The organism is Phyllobacterium sp. LjRoot231, assembly GCF_964253365.1.
In the GTDB taxonomy this organism is placed as follows: Bacteria; Pseudomonadota; Alphaproteobacteria; order Rhizobiales; family Rhizobiaceae; genus Phyllobacterium.
Window position 1 is genome coordinate 4020950 of record NZ_CAXUQT020000001.1, and the last position, 19562, is coordinate 4040511.

Annotated in this window: 18 protein-coding genes and 1 pseudogene; 7 read left to right on the forward strand and 12 right to left on the reverse strand. The window is 56.2% G+C overall.

All coding sequences use genetic code 11. The annotated features are described in order from the left end of the window. Positions 1-45: 45 nt before the first annotated feature. From ytfQ to ACSQ3H_RS20115, 3 genes and pseudogenes are all read right to left on the reverse strand, one after another. A complete protein-coding gene (gene ytfQ, locus ACSQ3H_RS20105; protein ID WP_436119508.1) occupies positions 46-1011 on the reverse strand; it encodes a galactofuranose ABC transporter, galactofuranose-binding protein YtfQ in 966 nt (321 codons plus the stop codon). Between the two features lie 16 nt (positions 1012-1027). Beyond that, the gene (locus tag ACSQ3H_RS20110) at positions 1028-1279 is read right to left on the reverse strand and encodes a flavodoxin (RefSeq protein WP_436119509.1); all 252 of its coding nucleotides are present in this window, start codon (positions 1277-1279) and stop codon (positions 1028-1030) included. A 25-nt stretch (positions 1280-1304) separates the two neighbouring features. Then, a pseudogene (locus ACSQ3H_RS20115) lies at positions 1305-1409 on the reverse strand (IS6 family transposase); the annotation flags it as partial. A gap of 324 nt (positions 1410-1733) precedes the next feature. Between ACSQ3H_RS20115 and ACSQ3H_RS20120 the strand changes: the two are divergent. The 4 genes from ACSQ3H_RS20120 to ACSQ3H_RS20135 all read left to right on the forward strand — a co-directional run bounded on the left by ACSQ3H_RS20120 (position 1734) and on the right by ACSQ3H_RS20135 (position 5090). Beyond that, positions 1734-2165 carry a hypothetical protein gene (locus tag ACSQ3H_RS20120; RefSeq protein ID WP_436118675.1) on the forward strand — a complete coding sequence of 144 codons (432 nt, stop codon included), beginning with the start codon at positions 1734-1736 and terminating at the stop codon, positions 2163-2165. 175 nt (positions 2166-2340) lie between these two features. Further along, positions 2341-2709, forward strand: a complete 369-nt coding sequence (locus ACSQ3H_RS20125; RefSeq protein ID WP_436119510.1) for a DUF488 domain-containing protein — start codon at positions 2341-2343, stop codon at positions 2707-2709. A gap of 213 nt (positions 2710-2922) precedes the next feature. Next, positions 2923-3537, forward strand: a complete 615-nt coding sequence (locus ACSQ3H_RS20130) for a hypothetical protein (protein WP_436118676.1) — start codon at positions 2923-2925, stop codon at positions 3535-3537. A gap of 323 nt (positions 3538-3860) precedes the next feature. Beyond that, positions 3861-5090: an acyltransferase family protein gene (locus ACSQ3H_RS20135; protein ID WP_436118677.1), complete on the forward strand. Its 1230-nt coding sequence runs from the start codon at positions 3861-3863 to the stop codon at positions 5088-5090. A 64-nt stretch (positions 5091-5154) separates the two neighbouring features. Here ACSQ3H_RS20135 and ACSQ3H_RS20140 read toward each other — a convergent pair whose 3' ends face one another. From ACSQ3H_RS20140 to ACSQ3H_RS20180, 9 genes are all read right to left on the reverse strand, one after another. Beyond that, on the reverse strand, positions 5155-5379 hold the full coding sequence (locus ACSQ3H_RS20140) for a hypothetical protein (protein WP_436118678.1): 225 nt from the start codon (positions 5377-5379) through the stop codon (positions 5155-5157). A 44-nt stretch (positions 5380-5423) separates the two neighbouring features. After that, a complete protein-coding gene (locus tag ACSQ3H_RS20145) occupies positions 5424-6536 on the reverse strand; it encodes an alkene reductase (protein ID WP_436118679.1) in 1113 nt (370 codons plus the stop codon). A gap of 99 nt (positions 6537-6635) precedes the next feature. Next, positions 6636-6929, reverse strand: a complete 294-nt coding sequence (locus ACSQ3H_RS20150) for an ArsR/SmtB family transcription factor (protein ID WP_436118680.1) — start codon at positions 6927-6929, stop codon at positions 6636-6638. A gap of 881 nt (positions 6930-7810) precedes the next feature. Further along, positions 7811-9466: an acetolactate synthase large subunit gene (locus ACSQ3H_RS20155; RefSeq protein WP_436118681.1), complete on the reverse strand. Its 1656-nt coding sequence runs from the start codon at positions 9464-9466 to the stop codon at positions 7811-7813. A gap of 198 nt (positions 9467-9664) precedes the next feature. Further along, complete coding sequence (locus ACSQ3H_RS20160; protein ID WP_436118682.1) at positions 9665-10489, reverse strand: glycoside hydrolase family 16 protein; 825 nt, start codon at positions 10487-10489, stop codon at positions 9665-9667. Positions 10490-10540: 51 nt separating this feature from the next. After that, on the reverse strand, positions 10541-12022 hold the full coding sequence (locus ACSQ3H_RS20165; protein WP_436118683.1) for a lipopolysaccharide biosynthesis protein: 1482 nt from the start codon (positions 12020-12022) through the stop codon (positions 10541-10543). 92 nt (positions 12023-12114) lie between these two features. Then, positions 12115-13359, reverse strand: coding sequence for a glycosyltransferase family 4 protein (locus ACSQ3H_RS20170; RefSeq protein ID WP_436118684.1), 1245 nt, complete (start codon positions 13357-13359; stop codon positions 12115-12117). Further along, positions 13356-14723: a glycosyltransferase family 4 protein gene (locus ACSQ3H_RS20175; RefSeq protein WP_436118685.1), complete on the reverse strand. Its 1368-nt coding sequence runs from the start codon at positions 14721-14723 to the stop codon at positions 13356-13358. The genes ACSQ3H_RS20170 and ACSQ3H_RS20175 overlap by 4 nt, the downstream gene beginning before the upstream one ends. After that, positions 14723-15454 (reverse strand): Crp/Fnr family transcriptional regulator, encoded by a 732-nt coding sequence (locus tag ACSQ3H_RS20180; RefSeq protein ID WP_436119511.1) that lies wholly within the window; start codon positions 15452-15454, stop codon positions 14723-14725. Before ACSQ3H_RS20180 ends, ACSQ3H_RS20175 begins: the two co-directional genes overlap by 1 nt. A 471-nt stretch (positions 15455-15925) precedes the next feature. Between ACSQ3H_RS20180 and ACSQ3H_RS20185 the strand changes: the two genes are divergently transcribed. The 3 genes from ACSQ3H_RS20185 (at position 15926) to ACSQ3H_RS20195 (ending at position 19528) form a co-directional block, all read left to right on the forward strand. Then, positions 15926-16636 (forward strand): sugar transferase, encoded by a 711-nt coding sequence (locus ACSQ3H_RS20185; RefSeq protein WP_436118686.1) that lies wholly within the window; start codon positions 15926-15928, stop codon positions 16634-16636. Between the two features lie 121 nt (positions 16637-16757). After that, entirely contained in the window at positions 16758-18509 is a 1752-nt protein-coding gene (locus ACSQ3H_RS20190) for a GumC family protein (protein ID WP_436118687.1), read from the forward strand. 71 nt (positions 18510-18580) lie between these two features. After that, a complete protein-coding gene (locus ACSQ3H_RS20195) occupies positions 18581-19528 on the forward strand; it encodes a glycosyltransferase family 2 protein (protein WP_436119512.1) in 948 nt (315 codons plus the stop codon). The last annotated feature ends 34 nt before the right edge of the window (positions 19529-19562 follow it).

Genomic DNA, 19562 nt, shown 5'->3' on the forward strand with positions numbered 1-19562 from the left:
GTAGAACTGGCCGCCCGATCCGGACGGCCAGCCCAGTTGGAGTGATTAGTACCCCAGTCCCTTTTTCTCTTCGTAGACCTTCTTCGGATCATCGGCCTGCGTGTAGAGCTTGGACTCTGTCTGAATCCACTTCGGCGGTGCCTTGCCGCTTTCCTTGTAGGCTTTCAGGGCATCAAATGCAGGACCTGCCATGTTCGGCGTCAGCTCTACAGTGGCGTTCGCCTCTCCTTCGGACATTGCCTTGAAGATGTCCGGCACAGCGTCGACCGAGACGACGAGGATGTCCTTGCCTGGCTTCAGTCCGGCTTCCTTGATTGCCTGGATCGCGCCGACGGCCATGTCATCATTATGCGCGTAGAGCGCACAGATGTTCTTGCCGCCATTTTCCGCCTTGAGGAAGCCTTCCATGACTTCCTTACCCTTGGCACGGGTAAAGTCGCCGGTCTGGCTCCGGGTAATCTTAATGTTAGAGGCGGATGCTATGCCCTGCTCAAAACCTTTCTTGCGGTTGATCGCCGGGCTTGAGCCGACTGTTCCCTGCAGTTCAACGACATTGCACGGTTTGCCGGCAACCGTCTTCGCAAGCCAGTCGCCCGCAACCTTCCCTTCGTGTACGGTATCCGAGGTTACCGCCGTCAGATAGATGTCGTCATTGGCGGTCTCGATCGTCCGGTCGAGCAGAATGACCGGTATTTTGGCTTCTTTGGCTTCAGTGAGAACCGTATCCCAACCCGTTGCTACGACGGGTGCGACAAAAATGGCATCGACGCCCTGAGCAACAAAGCTACGTATCGCCTTGATCTGGTTTTCCTGTTTCTGCTGCGCATCGGCGATCTTAAGATCAATCCCGCGCTTCTTGGCCTCAATTTTGGAAACAGAGGTTTCGGCAGCACGCCAACCGGATTCCGATCCAATCTGTGAGAAACCAACTGTAAGGTCAGCCGCGCTAGCGGCACCGGCGAAAGACACGGCAACCGTACTGGCAAGCAGAATTCTCTTCATGAACGACATCATTATTCCTCCCGAATTAGGTCAATTCCCTAAGATCCTCCCAGACCTCAATAAAGCTATTATAATATAGTATTATAATTGACAAGAGGCCGAAGTTGGAAATCTCCTGCGAGGGAATGGAAGCCTGCGGCGCGTGCTGGCGCACGACCGCGAGACTGTTTCCGAGGCCGTAGCCGCCGTGAGTGATGAAGGGGATCAAAGTCTTTCCCGAAAGATCATGGGCGGTTAGAAACGACCGGATAACCGGGCGCGCGGTTTCGCCCCAGATCGGGAAGCCAGCAGATCCCTACCATCCGCAGGCTCAAAGGAAAGCGGAAATATGGCCACACCGCATGCGCAATGATCTCGGCTGGAAAACGATGGCGACGGTAGAGCGCATCACGGCAACAGCTTTTCATGCTGCATCTTCCGACATTTTCATCAGCTGACAAGCATAGTGTGACGCCCAACGAACAGCTTAAGGGCTCGTTTCCGGCAAACCCTCCTTGGGCCACCTCGTCGTTCTCTTTGAGGAATTATTCGACCGGCGCAACGAAGCAGCCCCCATTAGCACGCAATTTCGCCGGGTTCGATCAATGAGCGTTTCCGGAAGGAGGATGAAGCTAGCCGTCGGTAAACCGCTTGGCAGCCGATGCGTACGAATTTTTTCTGTTGGCCCTTCGGCAGATATGGAACGTTTTTGACCACCAGTGGTTGATGTCGCATACCCAAAGGAGGCGAAAATGAAGCACCTTGCGCTCGAACAGTTGCAGACCGTCGCCGAAATTGAACGCGACCGTCCGCCCCTATCCCGCAATCAACGCATTGAACGCTGGGCGGAACTTCTGGAACTGAATCCAGGTCGACGTCTCGCGACGTTACCCCAGACAGAATACCGGCTGCCCAAGGAGCGCGCGTGTATCCGCGCCGATGGGTCGCCGATCTCGATGGCTTTCGCAGATCCCGTCCTCCGTGCGGCGGGATTGGAAGGCGATAGTTACGGCGAAGCAAAGCGGTTTTTCCAACTGACCGATTACCAATTGCATAGGGCTCTTTGCTATTGTCATTTCGGCGCGACGATGAGCGCCGCGGCGGCGGCCCGCTACGTTCGCAAGGCAGTTGACAACAGACGTCGGAATCCCATCGCGTGGCTGTGGGACAGTTTGGCCGAGTAGCGCCGGTATTGCCGCGGACGAACTCTTAGGCTTCTGCAACACTGGCTGCTGCCCGTGATGTCCCAGTAGTTTGCGCCGACCTCGAATCAATACAAGGAGCTTCTAAGATACGCATGCTGGCTCACACCACTCGGCGATCAATTGAGGCTTCTTGCCGCTCTTGACGAGCATGAAAATGAGGGGATCCATCCCGGCCGAGAATGTGAAACTGAAGCGGGCGTATGAAGCTCCCGGCGCGAAAGACGGCACGCGAATTCTTGTGGATCGCTTGTGGCCGCGCGGCGTCTCAAAGAAAGACGTCGCGCTGGACATCTGGATGAAAGACATTGCCCCAAGCAACGAACTGCGCAAGTCGTTCGGACACGATGCGGCACACTGGAACGAATTCCGTCAGCGCTATGCCCATGAGGTTAAACAGAATCATCTCCTGCTCGATCAATTGCGTTCACTTGCGCAAAAAGGCCCAATCACCTTGGTGTATTCTGCCCGTGACGAAGCGCATAACAATGCCGTGGCATTAAAAACACTGATCCTGGATGATTAGTACCGGCCACCGGGGTGGCGCATCCAACTCGCCGGGTTTGGTTCACCCACTGATATCAAACTAAAGTATGACTCAATCAAACCAGCGCATTAATTACCCGCACGTTTGTATGATGGAGCATCCATCGCCGTCGCGCTACTGTCAGATAGAACAGAAGTCACGCAAGAATGGTAGCGATGCGGATCAGTCCATGACGACCCTACTCAGCAGGAAATGTTTTCCACATCCGCTGACGGCTTGGGCAAGAGCCGTTCGAGCAACACCTCCCGCCACAGCCTCTATCGCTCCTACAATTCTGTAAGCCGTACGTTCTTGCACACGACGGGTTTCTGCGAGCGTGGTGCTCTAGGCAGGGAACTCAGCAGGAGGATCGAAGATTTGCGCGGTCTCACAGAAACACAGATTGCTGTTGTGACGTGTACCTATGAAGCACAATGCACAGCATCCGAAGCGAAACGCACATCACCTCGCTGGACTTGCGTTTTCGCAATCGTTTTCGGCGTCCAGGCGATGTTCACGTTCGGGCTTGTTGCAGCCGCACGCGCGGGTCCCTGCACCAAGGAGATCGAAGCCGTTCAGATTCAGGTCGACGCCGTACTGGAAGCGACGGCCGGCGCTGGGCCTACACTCCCCGAGAGCCAATCTGCGGGGCTCCATCACGAACCTACACCTGAGTCGATCGCGCGTGCGGAGGAGGAAGCCGGTGAAGGTGCGCAAGGCCAACAAGCCCTGGCGGCACTCGCGCGTGCGCGCGCGGCTGACCAGGCTGGTGATACACACCTTTGCCACGTGGCACTAATCGACACACGGCGCGCAATTGCGCGCTAGGCAGGATCAATTCATGACGAGCGTAGCAGACCAGATTGTTGAAAACCTGAGCCGCTCGCGCCGGCGGGCTGCAGACCGCCAAGCTGTGGGCGGGGATTCTGCACGTTCTTGGCGGGCTGGCGCTGCTCCTCGATGCTCCTGGCCGACCTCTCCCGGGCCGATCTAATCCCGTCGATCGGAGATCGTAGAACGAATGCTGCGAAAATGGGCAAGTTCCTTGGTTTCGGTGGTGTCGCGGTGAGCGATGCGGAAAAAGTCGAAAACAATCATAGCGGTAGCGGTCTTGGGAGGTTCTTCCCGGCGCTCCTCTGGAGGAGGTGACATTGGGCGCGACCGCAAGAAGATCGGACGAGGAATCTGCGCCAATACTGCAAAGCGGATTGTCGCTGTCGAATTCTGAGATTGCTATGTCTTCCAGATTAATTGGGTTGGATATAACCCGCATTTTTGCGGCAACGGCGGTGATGATTTTTCATCTCGGCTTCTGGTCTTGGGCTAGGCCGAATGGTACGGCTGGTTCAGTACTCTCGGGCATCGCATCGTACCCGGAACTAGCGGACGCATGGTGGGGAAGCTACGGCGTCCAAATTTTCTTTGTGCTTTCCGGCTTTGTAATCGCCTATTCAGCGAGTCAATCGACTGTGTCTGGCTTTATACTAAATAGGTTTTTGCGCCTCTTTCCGGTTGCCCTGGTCTGTGCAACGATTACATTCCTGGTTTCCATTTCCATTGCTTTAAAGCCAACAGATGCCTTGCTCCAAGATTATGTCAGAACCGTCCTCTTTGACCCGTTCGGACCTTGGATCGATGGAGTATATTGGACCCTTGGAATAGAGATCGTATTTTACGCTGTCGTCGCGATTTGCATCGGGGTTGGTCTACGCAGCAAACTTGAGTTTATATGCTGCACCATTGGCCTTCTTTCTTCAGCCCTGTGGGTTGCCAACTGGCTTGGTTATTTCCCCACGATATATGAACGAACTTCGCTGCTTCTTCTTGGTGCCCACGGAGTCTATTTTGCCTGCGGTGCGATCATATGGGGTGGAATGACAAAGGGGTGGGGCATTCACAGGATAGTCGTTGGATCGTTGCTCGCTGCTTCTGGCTATCTTGGCATTGTGTTAACAGCGCCGGAGCTCATCGCCCTGGCAGGAAACGGGTCATCCGTTCATCCACCGGCGATTATATGGTTGTCGGCTATCGCCTTCATGATCGCCAGTGCACGCGCCGATCGACTGGTTCAACGAATCATTCGCCCATCAATCCAAAGAACTATCCGCTTCTTGGGCATAGCAACTTATCCGCTTTATCTAATTCATGATCTCATCGGCGCGTCGGTGATGCGGGGATTGATTGAAATCGGGGTAAATCGATGGGTCAGCCTTGTCTTTGCTTGCGTATCAATGGTCACACTCGCTTCGATAATAACAGCATTCATTGAGCCGGTTTTACGGATCCAGACAAAGAGGCTTTTGTACTTTCTTGGACTGCTTAAGACAGCGCCGAATAGAGAAGAACCGCTAGTTGCCCCCAGCAGTGCCACCTTGCTGTGAAGCGATCCCAACCCAGATGCCATGCGAAGAGCGCCGTGCCGCTGAGATGCGGCTGGCAACCCAGTCATGCGTACACGCCATATTCAAGTCGCTCGAGAAATTGTTCGCCAGCGCCTCCGCTGGCAAACGGAGGGTGATTTTCTTCAGTGAATTCCTTGGAATATTTTGAAACCGCATGTGGCGCGATATCGAATACCTGTCGCTCCCTCTGCTCAACATCGTCCTTCGGGTCTCCCCGACCTTCAAAGAAAGAAAGGCGGCATAGTTTGCCGCCTCCCAAGCCGGTCAATTGGCTCAACCCATTGAACCACGATGAAACCGATTATGCCTGTTTCACGACAAGGTAGGATAATCCGTATAGCCTTTCGCTCCACCCCCATAAAACGTTGCCTGGTCCGGCTGATTGAAATCAGCACGTTCGCGTAAACGCTTGACCAGATCGGGATTGGCAAGGAACAGCTTTCCGAATGCCACCAGATCGGCGTCGCCATTGGCGATTACGGTTTCAGCCAATTTCTGGTCGTAAGCATTGTTGACCATCCACGCAGCCTTGCCTCCGGCATGTTGATACGCTGCCCGCAGCGTTGCATAATCGAATGGCTTGTCGCCCTGCTGGAAATCCCGCGGGCCACCTGTCGACCCCTCGATGATATGAACATAGGCGAGTTCATAGGCTGCGAGTTTTTCCACCACGTAGGTGAAGAGTGGCTGCGGTTCCGGATCTGACGAATCTCCGGCAGGGGTGACTGGAGAGATTCGAATACCCGTGCGTCCCGAACCGACTTCCTTTGTGATGACCTCAAGCACTTCAAGCAGAAAACGCGCGCGGTTTTCAATCGATCCGCCATAGGCATCAGTGCGATGATTGCTGCCTGATCTCAAAAACTGATCGATCAGATAACCGTTGGCAGCATGAAGCTCCACGCCATCAAAACCTGAATCGATCGCTGCTCTGGCGGCCTTTCGATAATCCTCGACAATGCCAGGGAGTTCGGCCAGTTCAAGCGCCCGTGGCTGTGATGTCTCGGCGAATGTTCCCGAACCGTCAGCATTGATCAAAAAAGTCTTGGATTTTGCCGTTATCGCAGAGGGTGCAACAGGAGCAGCGCCATTGGGTTGCAGCGTATTGTGGGAAATACGTCCGACATGCCACATCTGGACGACAATCTTTCCCCCGGCGGCATGAACGGCATCCGTTACTTTTCTCCAGCCTGCAAGCTGATCAGGTGCATAGAGACCCGGAACATCGGCATAGCCCTGCCCCTGTTGAGTGATGGCAGTGGCCTCGGTGATCAACAGCCCGGCTGTTGCGCGCTGGGCATAATAGGTTGCGGTCAAGTCGCGCGGTATCGCGTTCGGCGAACGATTGCGCGTCAAGGGTGCCATAACGATACGATTGGCAAGTTCGATATCACCGACCTTGATAGGATCAAAAAGAGTAGACATGGAGGACCTTTCGCTTAGGGGCGAAGACTTTTGGGAGGAGCATTGTCACCGGCCGCCCCATTTTTCCGGTGCCGTAAGTTCAAACACTTTGGAAGCTGATTAGATTTCTTCGATTATATTCTGCAAGAAGGAGGCAATCGTGCCCTCGTTGCGCCTGTAATAAATCCATTGCCCAACACGGCGAGTTGTCACCAATTCTGCCCTTTGCAAGACAGCAAGATGTGCTGAAACTGCCGACTGCGACAGGCCGCAGCGCGCGAACATACTTGCACACACACCCAAATCCAATGAGTGCTCCTGGTCTGAAAAATGCTGTTCAGGATTTTTGAGCCAGTGCACTATCTGTCGTCTGACCGGATGCGCGAGAGCTTTGAGAATGTCGTCGTTTTTCATTCTTTACACATATGAATGAATCGCGATGAGACAATGTGTATATTGCGAATACACGATATAGTGATGACAATCAGGGTTGGGTGTGGATGGTCAGGTTATGCAAGAAGATTTTTGAAGGTATAAGCACGCGATCGGTTGCGGTTCTGTGTCAGGCCTTTCAAATGCGGCAGTTCATATGTAAGTTCGCGGATCAGGTCCAAATCGTTTGCGCGAGCTCTGAGCACCCAACCGCTAGCTGGTTTTCCTGATCGCGATCTGTGGCAATGGTACACCTTCTCAAATTATGTCGAGTGGCTGGCGATCGCGTACGCGATCACGCTGACGACATCGCCGGCGATTAGTCTTCCCGGTGCTGTCACCCTGCAGCCTGACCGACCCAGAGCGGACAACAGCGGTATTGGCGCCAGGTCGGTGTTGGTGCGTGAATGCAGCCGAAATTGTCAACGGACACAATTGGCTCTTGAGGTTGGCGATTGCGCCTGCTTTTCATGGCAGCGGACAAAGTACGGGCGTGCACATGCCAGCATGCAATTGAGCGCGATGCAGCCAATGGTAACCTCGGTCTGCTGAGCCGGAAACGAACGCGCCCGCAAGCGTCGACCGATCAGGGGGATGTCATATTAACTCAGTAAAGAGGTTTTTCCATCGCGCCGCGCCGATTCTTGATGCGCTAACCCTCTGATTTTCTTTACACGAGACTTTACGGTTGACGAGTAGATAGCAGTATTTCTCGTTAATGTGACATCCCCGTTTGGTTTGCTCCAAGCCTATTTTTGAGCCTTACCGTGGCGTGATTTGCCGGATTTGATCGAGGGTCGTAACTCCGTGTCAGGCATCAGGCTTGTATCCGAAGCACGCAGGTAGAATTTGAGGCGTCTGGATTAATCTGGCGGGGCGTCCGGCGTCCGGCCGCCCAATTCATCGATGAGTACGCGCGTATTCTCGCTATAGTCGATAGGGACGGCGACAAGATGCACTCCGCCGGAGGCAAAACACGCCTCGATCGTCGGCGCGAGGTCCGTCACGGCATTGATCCGGTGCCCATGTGCTCCATAGGAGCGGGCGTAGGCGACGAAGTCCGGATTGCTGAATGTCATGCCAAAGTCTGCAAAATGTTCGACCGCCTGTTTCCAACGGATCATCCCGTAAGCGGAATCCTCGATGATCAGGACGACAAGGTCGAGGCGAAGCCGCGTGGCGGTTTCAAGTTCTTGACTGTTCATCATGAAACCACCATCGCCGCACACTGCGAGCACTCGCCGGTCCGGATTAATAAGTTTCGCCGCGATGGCGGACGGCAGCCCTGCACCCATGGTGGCGAGGGCGTTGTCGAGAAGAAGTGTGTTGGCAATCCGTGTCCGGTAGTTCCGCGCGAACCAAATCTTGTACATACCGTTGTCGAGGCAAACGATGCCATCTTCCGGCATGACCGCGCGAACACCATGCACCAGACGCTGGGGTGTTATCGGAAACTGCTCTGAGTCGGATCCCTCGTTGATGTGCGCAAGGATTTTCTGGCGCAAGGCGAGGAGAACTCCATCCGACTTCAGCTTGCCTTCCAGCCGATCCGCCAAGGCGGTGACACTCGCGCCGATATCCCCGACAAGTTCGGCATCTGGATAAAAGACCTCTTCGACGTTTGCGGAGACATAACCAACGTAGATGACCTTTCGTCCACCGATAACGCCACCCATCAGGAAGGGCGGTTTCTCTACCGTGTCGTGGCCGATCGCAATGATGAGATCCGCGCGATCTATCGCGTCGTGGACGTAGTCGCGCTCCGACAATGCTGCGGTGCCGAGATATAGATTGGAGCCGCCCGTGACGGCACCCTTCCCCATTTGGGTGTTGAAAAAGGGAATCCCTGTTCGGTGCACAAAGTCGGACAGTGGCTCGATGAGGCGCGGGCGATTTCCTGCGGCGCCGATCATCACGAGCGGACGCCTCGCTTCAATCACCATCTTGGTGACGTGATCAAGCGCCAGGGGTGAAGGGACAGGTCGCTCGATTGGATGAGGCGGGACCAAGGCGGCTTCCGCCTCTTCCGCAGCGATATCTTCCGGAAGCTCAAGATGTACAGGGCCCGGCCGCTCTTCGACGGCAATGCGGAATGCATCGCGAACCATCGTCGGAATGGATGCTGCCGAAACGATCTGCCGGGTCATTTTCGTCAGTGGCCGCATCGTGCCAACGATATCGACAATTTGAAAGCGTGCTTGACGGGCGCTTTTGATGGCCTTTTGACCCGTGATCATCAGCATCGGCATAGCACCAAGCAGCGCGTAAGCTGCCCCGGTCGTGAAATTGAGGGCGCCGGGCCCCAAGGTCGACAAGCACACGCCAGGCCGCCCCGTCAGCCGACCTTGAGTCGCGGCCATGAAAGCCGCGGCCTGTTCGTGACGCGTCAGGATGAGTTCGATCTTTGACGTGCGAAGAGATTCGACAACGTCGAGGTTCTCTTCGCCGGGTATGCCGAATATCCGGTCGACACCCTCATTTTCGAGGGCTGCAACAAGAAGATCGGAGCCTTTTGTCATGCTTTTGCCTCGGCCTTGGCAGCAAGGACCTCCACTTCGACCAGGATTTCGGGCCACACGAGCTCGGAGACAACGAGAAGCATCGATGTGGGCGAGCATCGCTGAAATAGCGGGATCTCACCTTTGCATAGACCGAAGCACGGCATGCGGTCAATGATCGGTTTCAATCGCCAACAGCCACCCGCCTTGTCCTGTCTTTCAGTCGCCGGTACCGGCAGGCTTTCGCTTGTAGACGTGAATGTAGTCGACCAACAGAAAGGACGGGTTAGGCGTTTCATCGATCGGCCAGCCCGATCCGAGCGCGAGGTTTACCAACGGATAAAACGGGGTGTGGAACTCCTTTGGCGTCTCGAAACTCCATATGGATTTGCGATCGAGGTAAATGGTTGATTTCTCGGATGAAATCTCCACGCCGTAGGTATGATATTCATTGCTCAACGTCCCATCCTCGACCGTTTTCCAATTGCCGCCGGTGGTATTCTCACCACCTTGGCTCGAACGCCAGATATGATAACCGCTACTGAATTCGTACGGCACCCGACCGTAATATTCCATTACATCTATCTCAGCAGTATACTTCGACCGGTCGATCCCGATGAGCCAGAAGGCCGGCCAGACTCCCTTCCCCGGCGGCAGCTTCATCCGCGCTTCGAAGTAACCGAATTGCTGCGAGAATCCCTGCCCTTTCGCGTTCGTCGATGCCAGTAGGCCCGAGCGCCAGTTTCCATCGGGTCCTTTACGCGCCTCGATCCGTAAGATCCCTCCATCGACGGTGAAGGGAAACCCGTCGGCTGGGTCGGTGAAACGGGCGTCACCAAAATCTCCATTCCAGGGCGTGTGGGCAATCCAGCGCGAGCCGTTCTCCCCCCAAGCCGAGACATCCAGCTTATCGAAGTTCTCCTCGAAGGTCATTTGGAACGCATCGATATTGATCTGCTCTTGAGCTGCGGAGGGCCGCTCCAGGAATCCTAATGAACCAAGGGCGACGAGCAAAATGAATCTCTTAGCAAATCTGCAATGCATTCTGCTTCTCCGGAAATGCCAAAACGACCGTCGGATTAGTCTGAATTTCGATCACGAGGTGAGTGCCCCACTTCTTCGTGGCAAGATCTTCTGAACGACGATGGTTTCGAGGCCATCGGGCCTTCCGACGACTTGCCACAACAACAATGCGGAAACCCAGAAGATCGCGACCGCAGCCCCGCCGCAGAAGGCCAAACTTACGATGAGATTCAGGCCAAGAGGCAAGGCACTGAGCACCGGCTGCACGCAAAGCAGGAAACCAATCATGGGCAAGCTTGCAGCGAGCGGCCTGAAAAAGGCATTGAGCTGAGCGCCTAACGACGCGCCGATCAACCGTCGCGTGATGACGAGCGATGCGGCATAGGCGACGAGGACTGCCACAATTCGCGCGGCGAGTGCCCCCGCGAGTTCGAAGTAGGCGATTCCGAGGATCGTTACCGGAACTCTTATGGCGAACTCCACGAACATTCTGAGGGCAACATAGCGGGTGTTGTCCAGGACCATGGCCAATGCCGGCATTATAGTTGCGGGAAGACCGATCAGGCTGACGAGACACAGCCATTGGAGAATCGGGGTGGCGAATGCCCATTTCTCGCCGACGATGACGCGCACGATCGGTTCGGCAAGCAAGGCGAGGACCAGAAGGACCGGGGCTGCGACCAAGGTGATTGCGTTTGTCGCTTTCAGATACGCGGCTATCAGCTTGCGATGATCGTCAACGCTGGAGAACGCGGCCATCAGCGGGCGCATCAGCGGCCCTACAAAGGTCTGGTGCGGAATACCGGCGAGATTATCCGCCACGCTGAAGGCGCCGAACGTCGGCAGGCTCGTGAAGCGCGGAAGGAGCAGCCGATCCAGTTGCCAGTTGATGGAATTCAAAATCTGCGAAACAGTGTTCCAACCAATCATGTCCTGAAAGTGTTTCCACTCCGAAAGGGTTAGGGCCGGCCGCATGGGGGCGAAGATGTACGAGGCGATCGCCGCCGCAAATGGGCCCGCAACCGCTCCGATCGCCAGTCCCCAGTAGCTGCCGGTCGTTAGCGCGACCCCCACCCCGAACACGAGCGTCGATCCCTTGGCAATGATGTCGAGCGCAAACTCGCGTTTAAAATCAAAGCGTTGCATGAAGAGAACCATGCGCGGGCTGATCAGGCTGCGCATGGCTGGCGCGATAGAGAGAACGGCGACAAGTGAGACAAGCCGAGGATCATCGTAGATGAGGGCCATCGGCCAGGAGACGCTCACCATCAAGAGGCTGATTGCCGCCCCCCGAAGGACGCTCAGGGTGAAAGCGGTTGCAAACATGCTGTCTGAAGGGGATGGCTGACGCACCAGGGCCTGAGTCAGTGGCAGGTCCAGGATCGCCTCGACGATTACCAAAACCGAGGTTGCGATGGCAACGAGACCAAAATCTGCCGGGCTCAGAAGCCTCGCCAAGACCAGAAGGCTTACGAAATCGAGCAGTCGTGCGAGGAATTTTCCGCTGATGGTCCAGATACTCGCCGTCGCCGTCCTCTGCGATACGTTTGACACGACTTATTCCTCGTCGACGGGTTGAGACGAATTAAGTCTCGCGAGGCGGCTTAATCTCCGCAATGCATCTTCACCGATGTCCGCCTGGCTCATCAATACGACCGTCTTCGGAAAGAGCTGGCGGATCGGTCAGTACCCTTGGACAACTGCTGCTCGATGAGGGCGGTCAACCGATCGCGGAAGACCATCGAGGAGAACTTCAGGGCATGCTCGCGGATTGCGTTCGGATCGAAATCGTCCTCGAACTCCTCGAACGATACCATCGTTTCCAGAAGCGCTTCCTTGCTCTGTGGTGCGAAGCGAAACCCGACATCGGGCGAAGAAACGGTTTCCCGCGCCCCACCGGCGTCGAAAGCCAGAACTGGTCGTCCGGATGCCATGGCTTCCACCGGCAGAATGCCGAAATCCTCCGTGCCGGGAAACAGCAAGGCGCGGCATCGCGACAGATGATCGCGCAGAACGGGAAACGGCTGGTGGCCGAGGAATTGAACGGTAGGTCCGGCAATCGACTTGAGGTATGCCGCCTGTTCTCCCTCTCCGATCACGACGAGTTTCCGGCCGGACTCGGTACAGGCGCGAACGGCGATATCCGGCCGCTTGTAGGCCGTCAGCTGCCCCGCATAGAGATAGAACTCGCCCCTCCCTTTCCCCACTACAAAATCATCGGTTGCAACGGGCGGATGGATGACGGCGGAATCCCGATCGTAGAAGCGTTGGATGCGGTTTGCGACATAGCCGGAGTTCGCCACGAAGACATCGACCCGCGAAGCAGTTGTCACGTCCCAGGCGCGCAGCATCGGGGCGGTGATCGACATCAATGCCCGACCCAGCCACGGAAGACCAAGCCGGTACACGTGGAACTGATCCCAGATGTAACGCATCGGCGAATGACAGTAGCATATATGAAGGGCGTCCGCGCGAGTGATGACGCCTTTGGCAGGTCCGGACTCGCTCGACAGTACAAGATCGTAATCCTGCAGATCGAACTGCTCGAGCGCGAAGGGCATCAGCGGCAGCATCTTCGTGTAATGCCGTTTCGCGCCGGGAATTTTCTGCAGAAACGACGTGCGGATATTCCGGGTCTTCAGAAAATCGCTGATACGATCCGGATTGCAGACAAGGGTGAAGATATCGGCCTGCGGAAACATGCGGCAAAGCTCTTCCACGACCTTTTCGCCGCCACGCATCGATACAAGCCAATAATGCACGATGGCGACACGCAGGTGCTTGGTATCGCTTCGGCTGCCGGTCTCGATGGCCCGGCTTTTCGCCGTGACCGGCGCTTCGGCCAGAAATGCCATGGCTTCCGGAAGAGAGGTTGTTGCTTCGAGGGTCAACTGAGTGCTCCTTGTATCATCACCGCGTCCGACGGCTCGGGCATCACATTTGTCGAAATCAGGCTTTGGTATTCTGCGAGAAGGGCGTCGCGCCATTCTTCGTGTGTTGACGCGAGATTTGGCGACAGTCGGAAAGCACGCTCGCTCATCAAGCGAATCTCGTGCTTGGGCATCTCCCGGAATGCCGTCAAAGTATCGGCAAAGGCGCGCTCGTCCGTCGTGTCGCAGGTAAGCGCGATGCCGGCCCCTTCCATCTCTTCGGCGAGAAAAGCGCCTCGAGACATGATGACGGGGATGCCGCTCCCGGCCGCTTCAATAGCGACAAGGCCGAATGGCTCGGGATAGCGCGAGGGCATCAGCAGTGCGCTCGCCTGACGAATCGTCTGGCCGATCTCCGCGTGCGACTGCCAGCCGACGGTCCTTACGTGATCCCCCGACGCCGCCACCCGCTCCATCAGCGGCCCGTCCCCGATCACGCAGAGTCTTGCGCCAGCTCTGCGCGTGGCGGCCACGGCGTCTTCCACGCCTTTCTCCTCGTCCAACCTTCCTATGAAGACGAATTCGTCGTTGGCTTCAGCCTCAACGCGTTCGCTAGACAGTGGAGCGATGGGATTGCGGATCGTCGTGAGTCGTTCGGGCTGATAGCCAGCACGAAGGAAGAAGCTCGCCATCTTCTCGTGCAGCAGGACTATTCTGCCGAAATCAGCCTGATTCCTTAGAAGCCGGACCAGATTGGAGCCTCGGGCAACCCGCCACAACTTGTGTGAATAGCTTCTCTTGTCGCAGGCGGTCGTGATGCAACTCACTCCAAGCGGACGCCGAAGACAAATCGTTTGCGCCTGATAGTCAAAGAAAGCGCCGTTGGGGCAAGCGGTGAAGAAATCGTGCGCGTGAACCACACATCGTCTGGCGACGGGCACCAGCGCCTTGAATATCGCAGGAGACAGTATCTTGGACCAGCCATGGACATGATAGCTTGTGTTCGGTGTGTCATTTGTGCGGATCCAGGTCGCGATCATCCGAACGGCAAACACATTGTGTATGCCCGCAACAAAAGCCTTCGCGCGCTCTGCGTTGATCAGGTCGCGGCTGTTGAGCCGCACGATGGAAACCCCGAGGGCAGCAAGCTCCGCATTGGCGCCGTCGTCTCCGCAAATATAAGTCACCGGGATGTCGAGGCCCCGAAACAGTTTTGCGGACAGTACGGATAGAGCTGTCGCACCGCCTCTGGCCGTCGAGTAATCGTCGATGATTACCACGTGATCAATCCTTGAACGACTGGGCACGCCCGCACGCTTCGATCCGCCGGGATAACGGCTTGTACTTCCGGTAAATCGGAACGGGTCGGGAAGCGAAGGAAGCATCACTTCACCGGAGCCGCGCCATCGGCATAAGCCTCCAGCGCTTTGCGGTTGAGAATGCGGATCTTGCCTTGAGCTCCCTCGATTACCTTACGCTCCCGTAGGCGTCGCAGACACTGATTGACCTTTTCGCGGGAAGCCGGAAGAGTTGCGGCTAAGTCATGCTGCGAAATGATCAGCTCGTCCCGGTTGTCCGGAGTATCCCTCCCGTAGACCGTGGAGAGCCGCAAAAGCGTGCTGGCCAACCTGGACTGCAAGCAAGACCCTGCGTTTGAAATGATGCGGCGCTCGAGCTCCGAAACACGAGCAAGGGCCCTGGAAAAAACTTTCTCCTGAAAACGAGGATCGCTGGCGTAACGTTCGCGCAACAAGCGACCTTCGAAAAAATGTAATTCGCAATCGGAGCTGGCACGATATTCGAGGTTTAACATTTGCCTGCGCAAGACCTCGAGCTCGCCGATGAGCCCTGCTGTCGGAATTATTTCGACAATGAATTCCCTGCCGTCGGGCAACATCGTACTCGCGCTGACCAGCCCCCGCTGCACGCGAGCAAACATATCAACGAGAACACCGGCACCGGCGATAACCTCACCGCGACGGAAGCTTCGAACGCTCGAACGGGAGAAGGGGAATTCGTCATCTGATACAGCACCGCTGCTCGGCTGAATGCCCTCGACAACCGGAATCGCCGCCTTAACGACTCTGTAATCTCGTGTTTGCGTAGCCCCGTCCATGCGCATAACTCCCCAAAATAAACCGGTTGGCCATAGTTGATGCTGCACTGCATCATTTATATTGCCCTAGTTTGAGAGTCAAGTAATATTGCGCGCCATACAAGGCATCTTCAAATATATAATGTCATTATGACAATCTAAAGCTCGTTATTCGGCTCAATGTGACCGATGTCACATAGTAATATGCTCATTTATAAACCATTTAGAACGAAAATGCGGCACAAACTAACGATGATGCGCTAATTTATATGCACTAAAGCCTGTGATTAGACTTTTTTACTTACATCATTAGTTATTTGTATAGTTACTTAGATTTAAAAAAATCGGAGATGATATTGTCGTGGAATTCGATTGGAATTCTCTTCCATGGTTAGCATAAAGATTTTGTTAATGATTATGACCTCGGTCACAGACAATCCGGTTGCAGTGCACCAAACTTTCGTTGGTAACCGGAAATTTAGGAGACGACCGATGACGTGGAATGCACAGGGCATTGAAGTTGGCGAATCCTGGTCGGGCGTCGAGAAGCCCGCGCAAAGCGGTGATCCTCGCGCGTCCCGAACTCATGTGATCGGCAGATCGTCAAAGCGCGCGGTAGACCTTCTTATAGCGACCACCGCGTTGGTGCTCCTCTCCCCGCTTCTCCTGATAGTCGCAATGATCGTGAAGCTTGGTGACGGAGGCCCGGTCTTTTATTCCCATACCCGGATCGGCTTTGGCGGGGCTGCCTTTGGATGTCTCAAGTTTCGCACGATGAAGACTGACGCAAGCGCTCAGCTCGCGCAATTGCTGCAAACGAATCGGGCGGCAAGAACCGAATGGGAAGCGACGCGGAAGCTGAAGAGCGACCCGAGGGTCACTGTCGTAGGCGAGATTCTCAGAAAATCGAGTATCGACGAACTTCCCCAGCTGATCAACGTCGTGCGCGGCGATATGAGTCTCGTGGGACCGCGGCCGGTGACGGCCGAGGAGTTGCCCCTCTACGGGGAAAATATTTCGGCCTATATGGCGGGCCGTCCGGGCCTGACCGGTCACTGGCAAACCAGTGGACGCAACGATGTCAGCTACCAGCATCGGGTTTCTCTCGACGTTCACTACCTCCACAACTGGTCGATCAGCCGGGATTTTATCATCATGGCGAAGACTATTCCCGTCCTGTTTTCGCGGCGCGGTTCCTACTAGCCAGGATTCGGGGAGCGCTGCCGTCCTTGTCCGAAATCGAAAGACATTTCTCCACATGTTTAAGACCCAGGCTACGAGCGTCTGGTCATCCCGTGATCGTGCCATTTTGGATTGGGACTAAATGACCTCCAGTCACATTTTCAGCGGTGTTTCCTCAATATCCCTGCCTGCCGCAACCACTGGTGGGAGCTCACCGCTGACCTTGCGGGACATGCTCTTTTTTCTAAGAATGCGCTGGCTGTGGATCGTCGTTACGACCAGTGCTTTCCTCGCGGTGGCCGGGGTTTATGTCCTCACAGCCCAGCCGACATTCGTAGCCAGCACCCAACTTTTAGTCTTTCCCCAGGTGAACGGCTCTGACGCGCAGCGGGCTGTCGAGGCGGACGCTTTCCTGGAGGCACAGCTGGAAATTGCCAAATCAAGCGATGTGCTCGGTGGAACGGCGAAGGCGCTTGACCTCGCCAGTGATCCTGCGTTTGCCGACAAGGCGCCTTCGCTGCAAGACACGGCGAAAGGTTGGCTGATGGGGACTCTGCCGCATGATCCGGAATCAGACGGAGCGACAGGTACGGCGCAGCCAGGATCGCTGGCGGAAGAGACGCAGCGGTCCGATCGGGTTATTGCCAGGTTGCGAAACATGGTGGCACTGCGTCGGATCGGGCGCTCGACGATCCTCGAGATATCGGCCGACGCATCGAACCCAAAGAAGGCGGTCGAAATTGCCGACATGGTCGCCGAGGAATATATCCGGAAAAATATCCTGATGAAGGCCCAGGCCGCTCGGCAATACAGCGAGTGGCTCGAAAAATTCGTGATCGAGCAACAGCGCGGACTAGCCGAGGCTGCCAATGCCTTAGCCACGTTCAAGAGCAACCCGCGCGATCAGTTCAAGCTCGCGGAATTGCAAAGTGCGGCGGACGCGCGCCGCACCCTCTTCGAGAGTACTCTCACTCAGTTTACCGAAGCTAAGCAGCGCATATCCTATCCTGTATCCGATGCCACGATTGTTTCGCAGGCAACGTTGCCGCTTTCGAAGGCGAGGCCCCGCAGCGGACTCATCGTTGCCTTCGCTACAGCGGTGGGAACGGGCGCCGGCTTGATGCTGGCCATGATTCGGCACGCGGGTGACCGCAGGATCGTCCGTGCCCAACGGCTCGCGGAAGCGGCTGGACTGCCCTTCGTCACATTACTAGCGAGATCGGAAAAGGCCCGGAACGGGCACTCTGCGTGCTTCTTGGCCGCCGAGGCAGGCAGCGGCAGCACGGCCACCTATCCGATCATACCCGGTATGGCGGAATTGGGCGCAACGATCGCAGGACTTCGGCGGAGGCGGAAGGTCGTCATCGGGATCGTAGCCGTCAATCCGGGGAGCGGAGCGTCGACAATAGCTTGCGAGCTTGCGGTCCAGTCCGCAGAATCGGGGTCTCGCACACTCCTGATCGATGCGGCTGCGGAGAAATCCTCTCTCAGCAGTTCGATTGCGCCCCATAGCTCGACAGGTCTTATCGATGTTCTCGATAATGCCGATCTGATCCAGACCGCGGCGGTACCCCTCACCCCGACGTTGAAATTTCTTCCCCTCGGCAAAATGCGCGGGGTGACGCCGGCCATTCGCCTGAGTTCCGGCCGTACGCAATTGAGTTTCAACGATTTGAAAAAGGAATTTGACGCCATATTCGTTGACATTTCCGCGTTCTCCGCATCCCCGGACGCGAATGCGATAGCACCAGAGCTGGACGGCGTCCTGGTGGTCACGTGGCATGGACGCACCTCGATCGACGATACCGTGAAAGTCATCGACGGCATGCGGAATGTCGGCGCGGAGGTTCTCGGCGCGATCATCAACAAAGCGCCGCTGAGAATGCAGTCATGACGGAGCGCCTTGCAGCGATAACCGGACAAGGCGCTCCAACTGAGCCGGCGCCTATTCCTTCCCGTGCAATCATGACTGAGGGGCGCGTAGGCGATCAGTTGAGAATTGCCGTGGGCATCGCTTCGGCGGGCCGCCCCGCAACATTGCTGGAGACGATCAACTATCTTACTGGCCTGCACAACCGCCCAGAGCGGATCATCGTCTGCGTACCCGACATCGACGATGCAGCGGGGCTCGCTGATCGTCTCGACGTGGAGCTCATGGTCGGCTCCCGAGGGTTGACCTGCCAGCGCAACAGGATTCTCCGAACGGCGGTCCTCGATACGGATATTCTGATCTTTCTGGACGACGACTTCATTCCCGCTTCCAACTTCATACCACGTATGGAAGCAGTCTTCGCTCGGGAACCGGATGTGGCGATCGCGACGGGCGAGGTCCTGGCTGACGGCATCCTTGGCGGAGGCCTTACCATGTCCGAGGCCCTGGAAGTCATCGAGACCGCTGGCGAGCGGCCTGAGTTGGTGACCGATGTCTATAACGCCTACGGATGCAACATGGTGGTCCGCCTGTCGCCCGTTATCGAGCATGGCCTCGCCTTTGACGAGCAGCTTCCGCTCTATGGCTGGCTCGAGGATGTCGACTTCAGCAGATCCATTGCCCGCTACGGGAGATCCGTGCGTGTCGAGGGCGCCCGTGGCGTTCATCTGGGCGTCAAATCCGGGCGTCAGCCCGGTCGAAGGCTTGGCTATTCGCAGATTGCCAATCCTGCCCACTTGATCCGGAAGGGCACGATGTCGAAGGCGCGCGCGATCGCACAAATTGGCCGCAACCTCCTGGCGAACGCTCGGGGCGTGTTGCTCGGCGACCGTTCTATCGATCGGCGGGGACGTTTGGGCGGGAACATGCTGGCTCTGACAGATCTTCTTATAGGTCGCGCCTCTCCGTCCCGCATCCTCGAATTCGGCAATTCTTCTAATCGCGAGATGTCTTCACCATCCATCGCAACAAAACGGAGGTAGCAGACGCCATGCAACGCAGGTCTTTGCCCGTGCT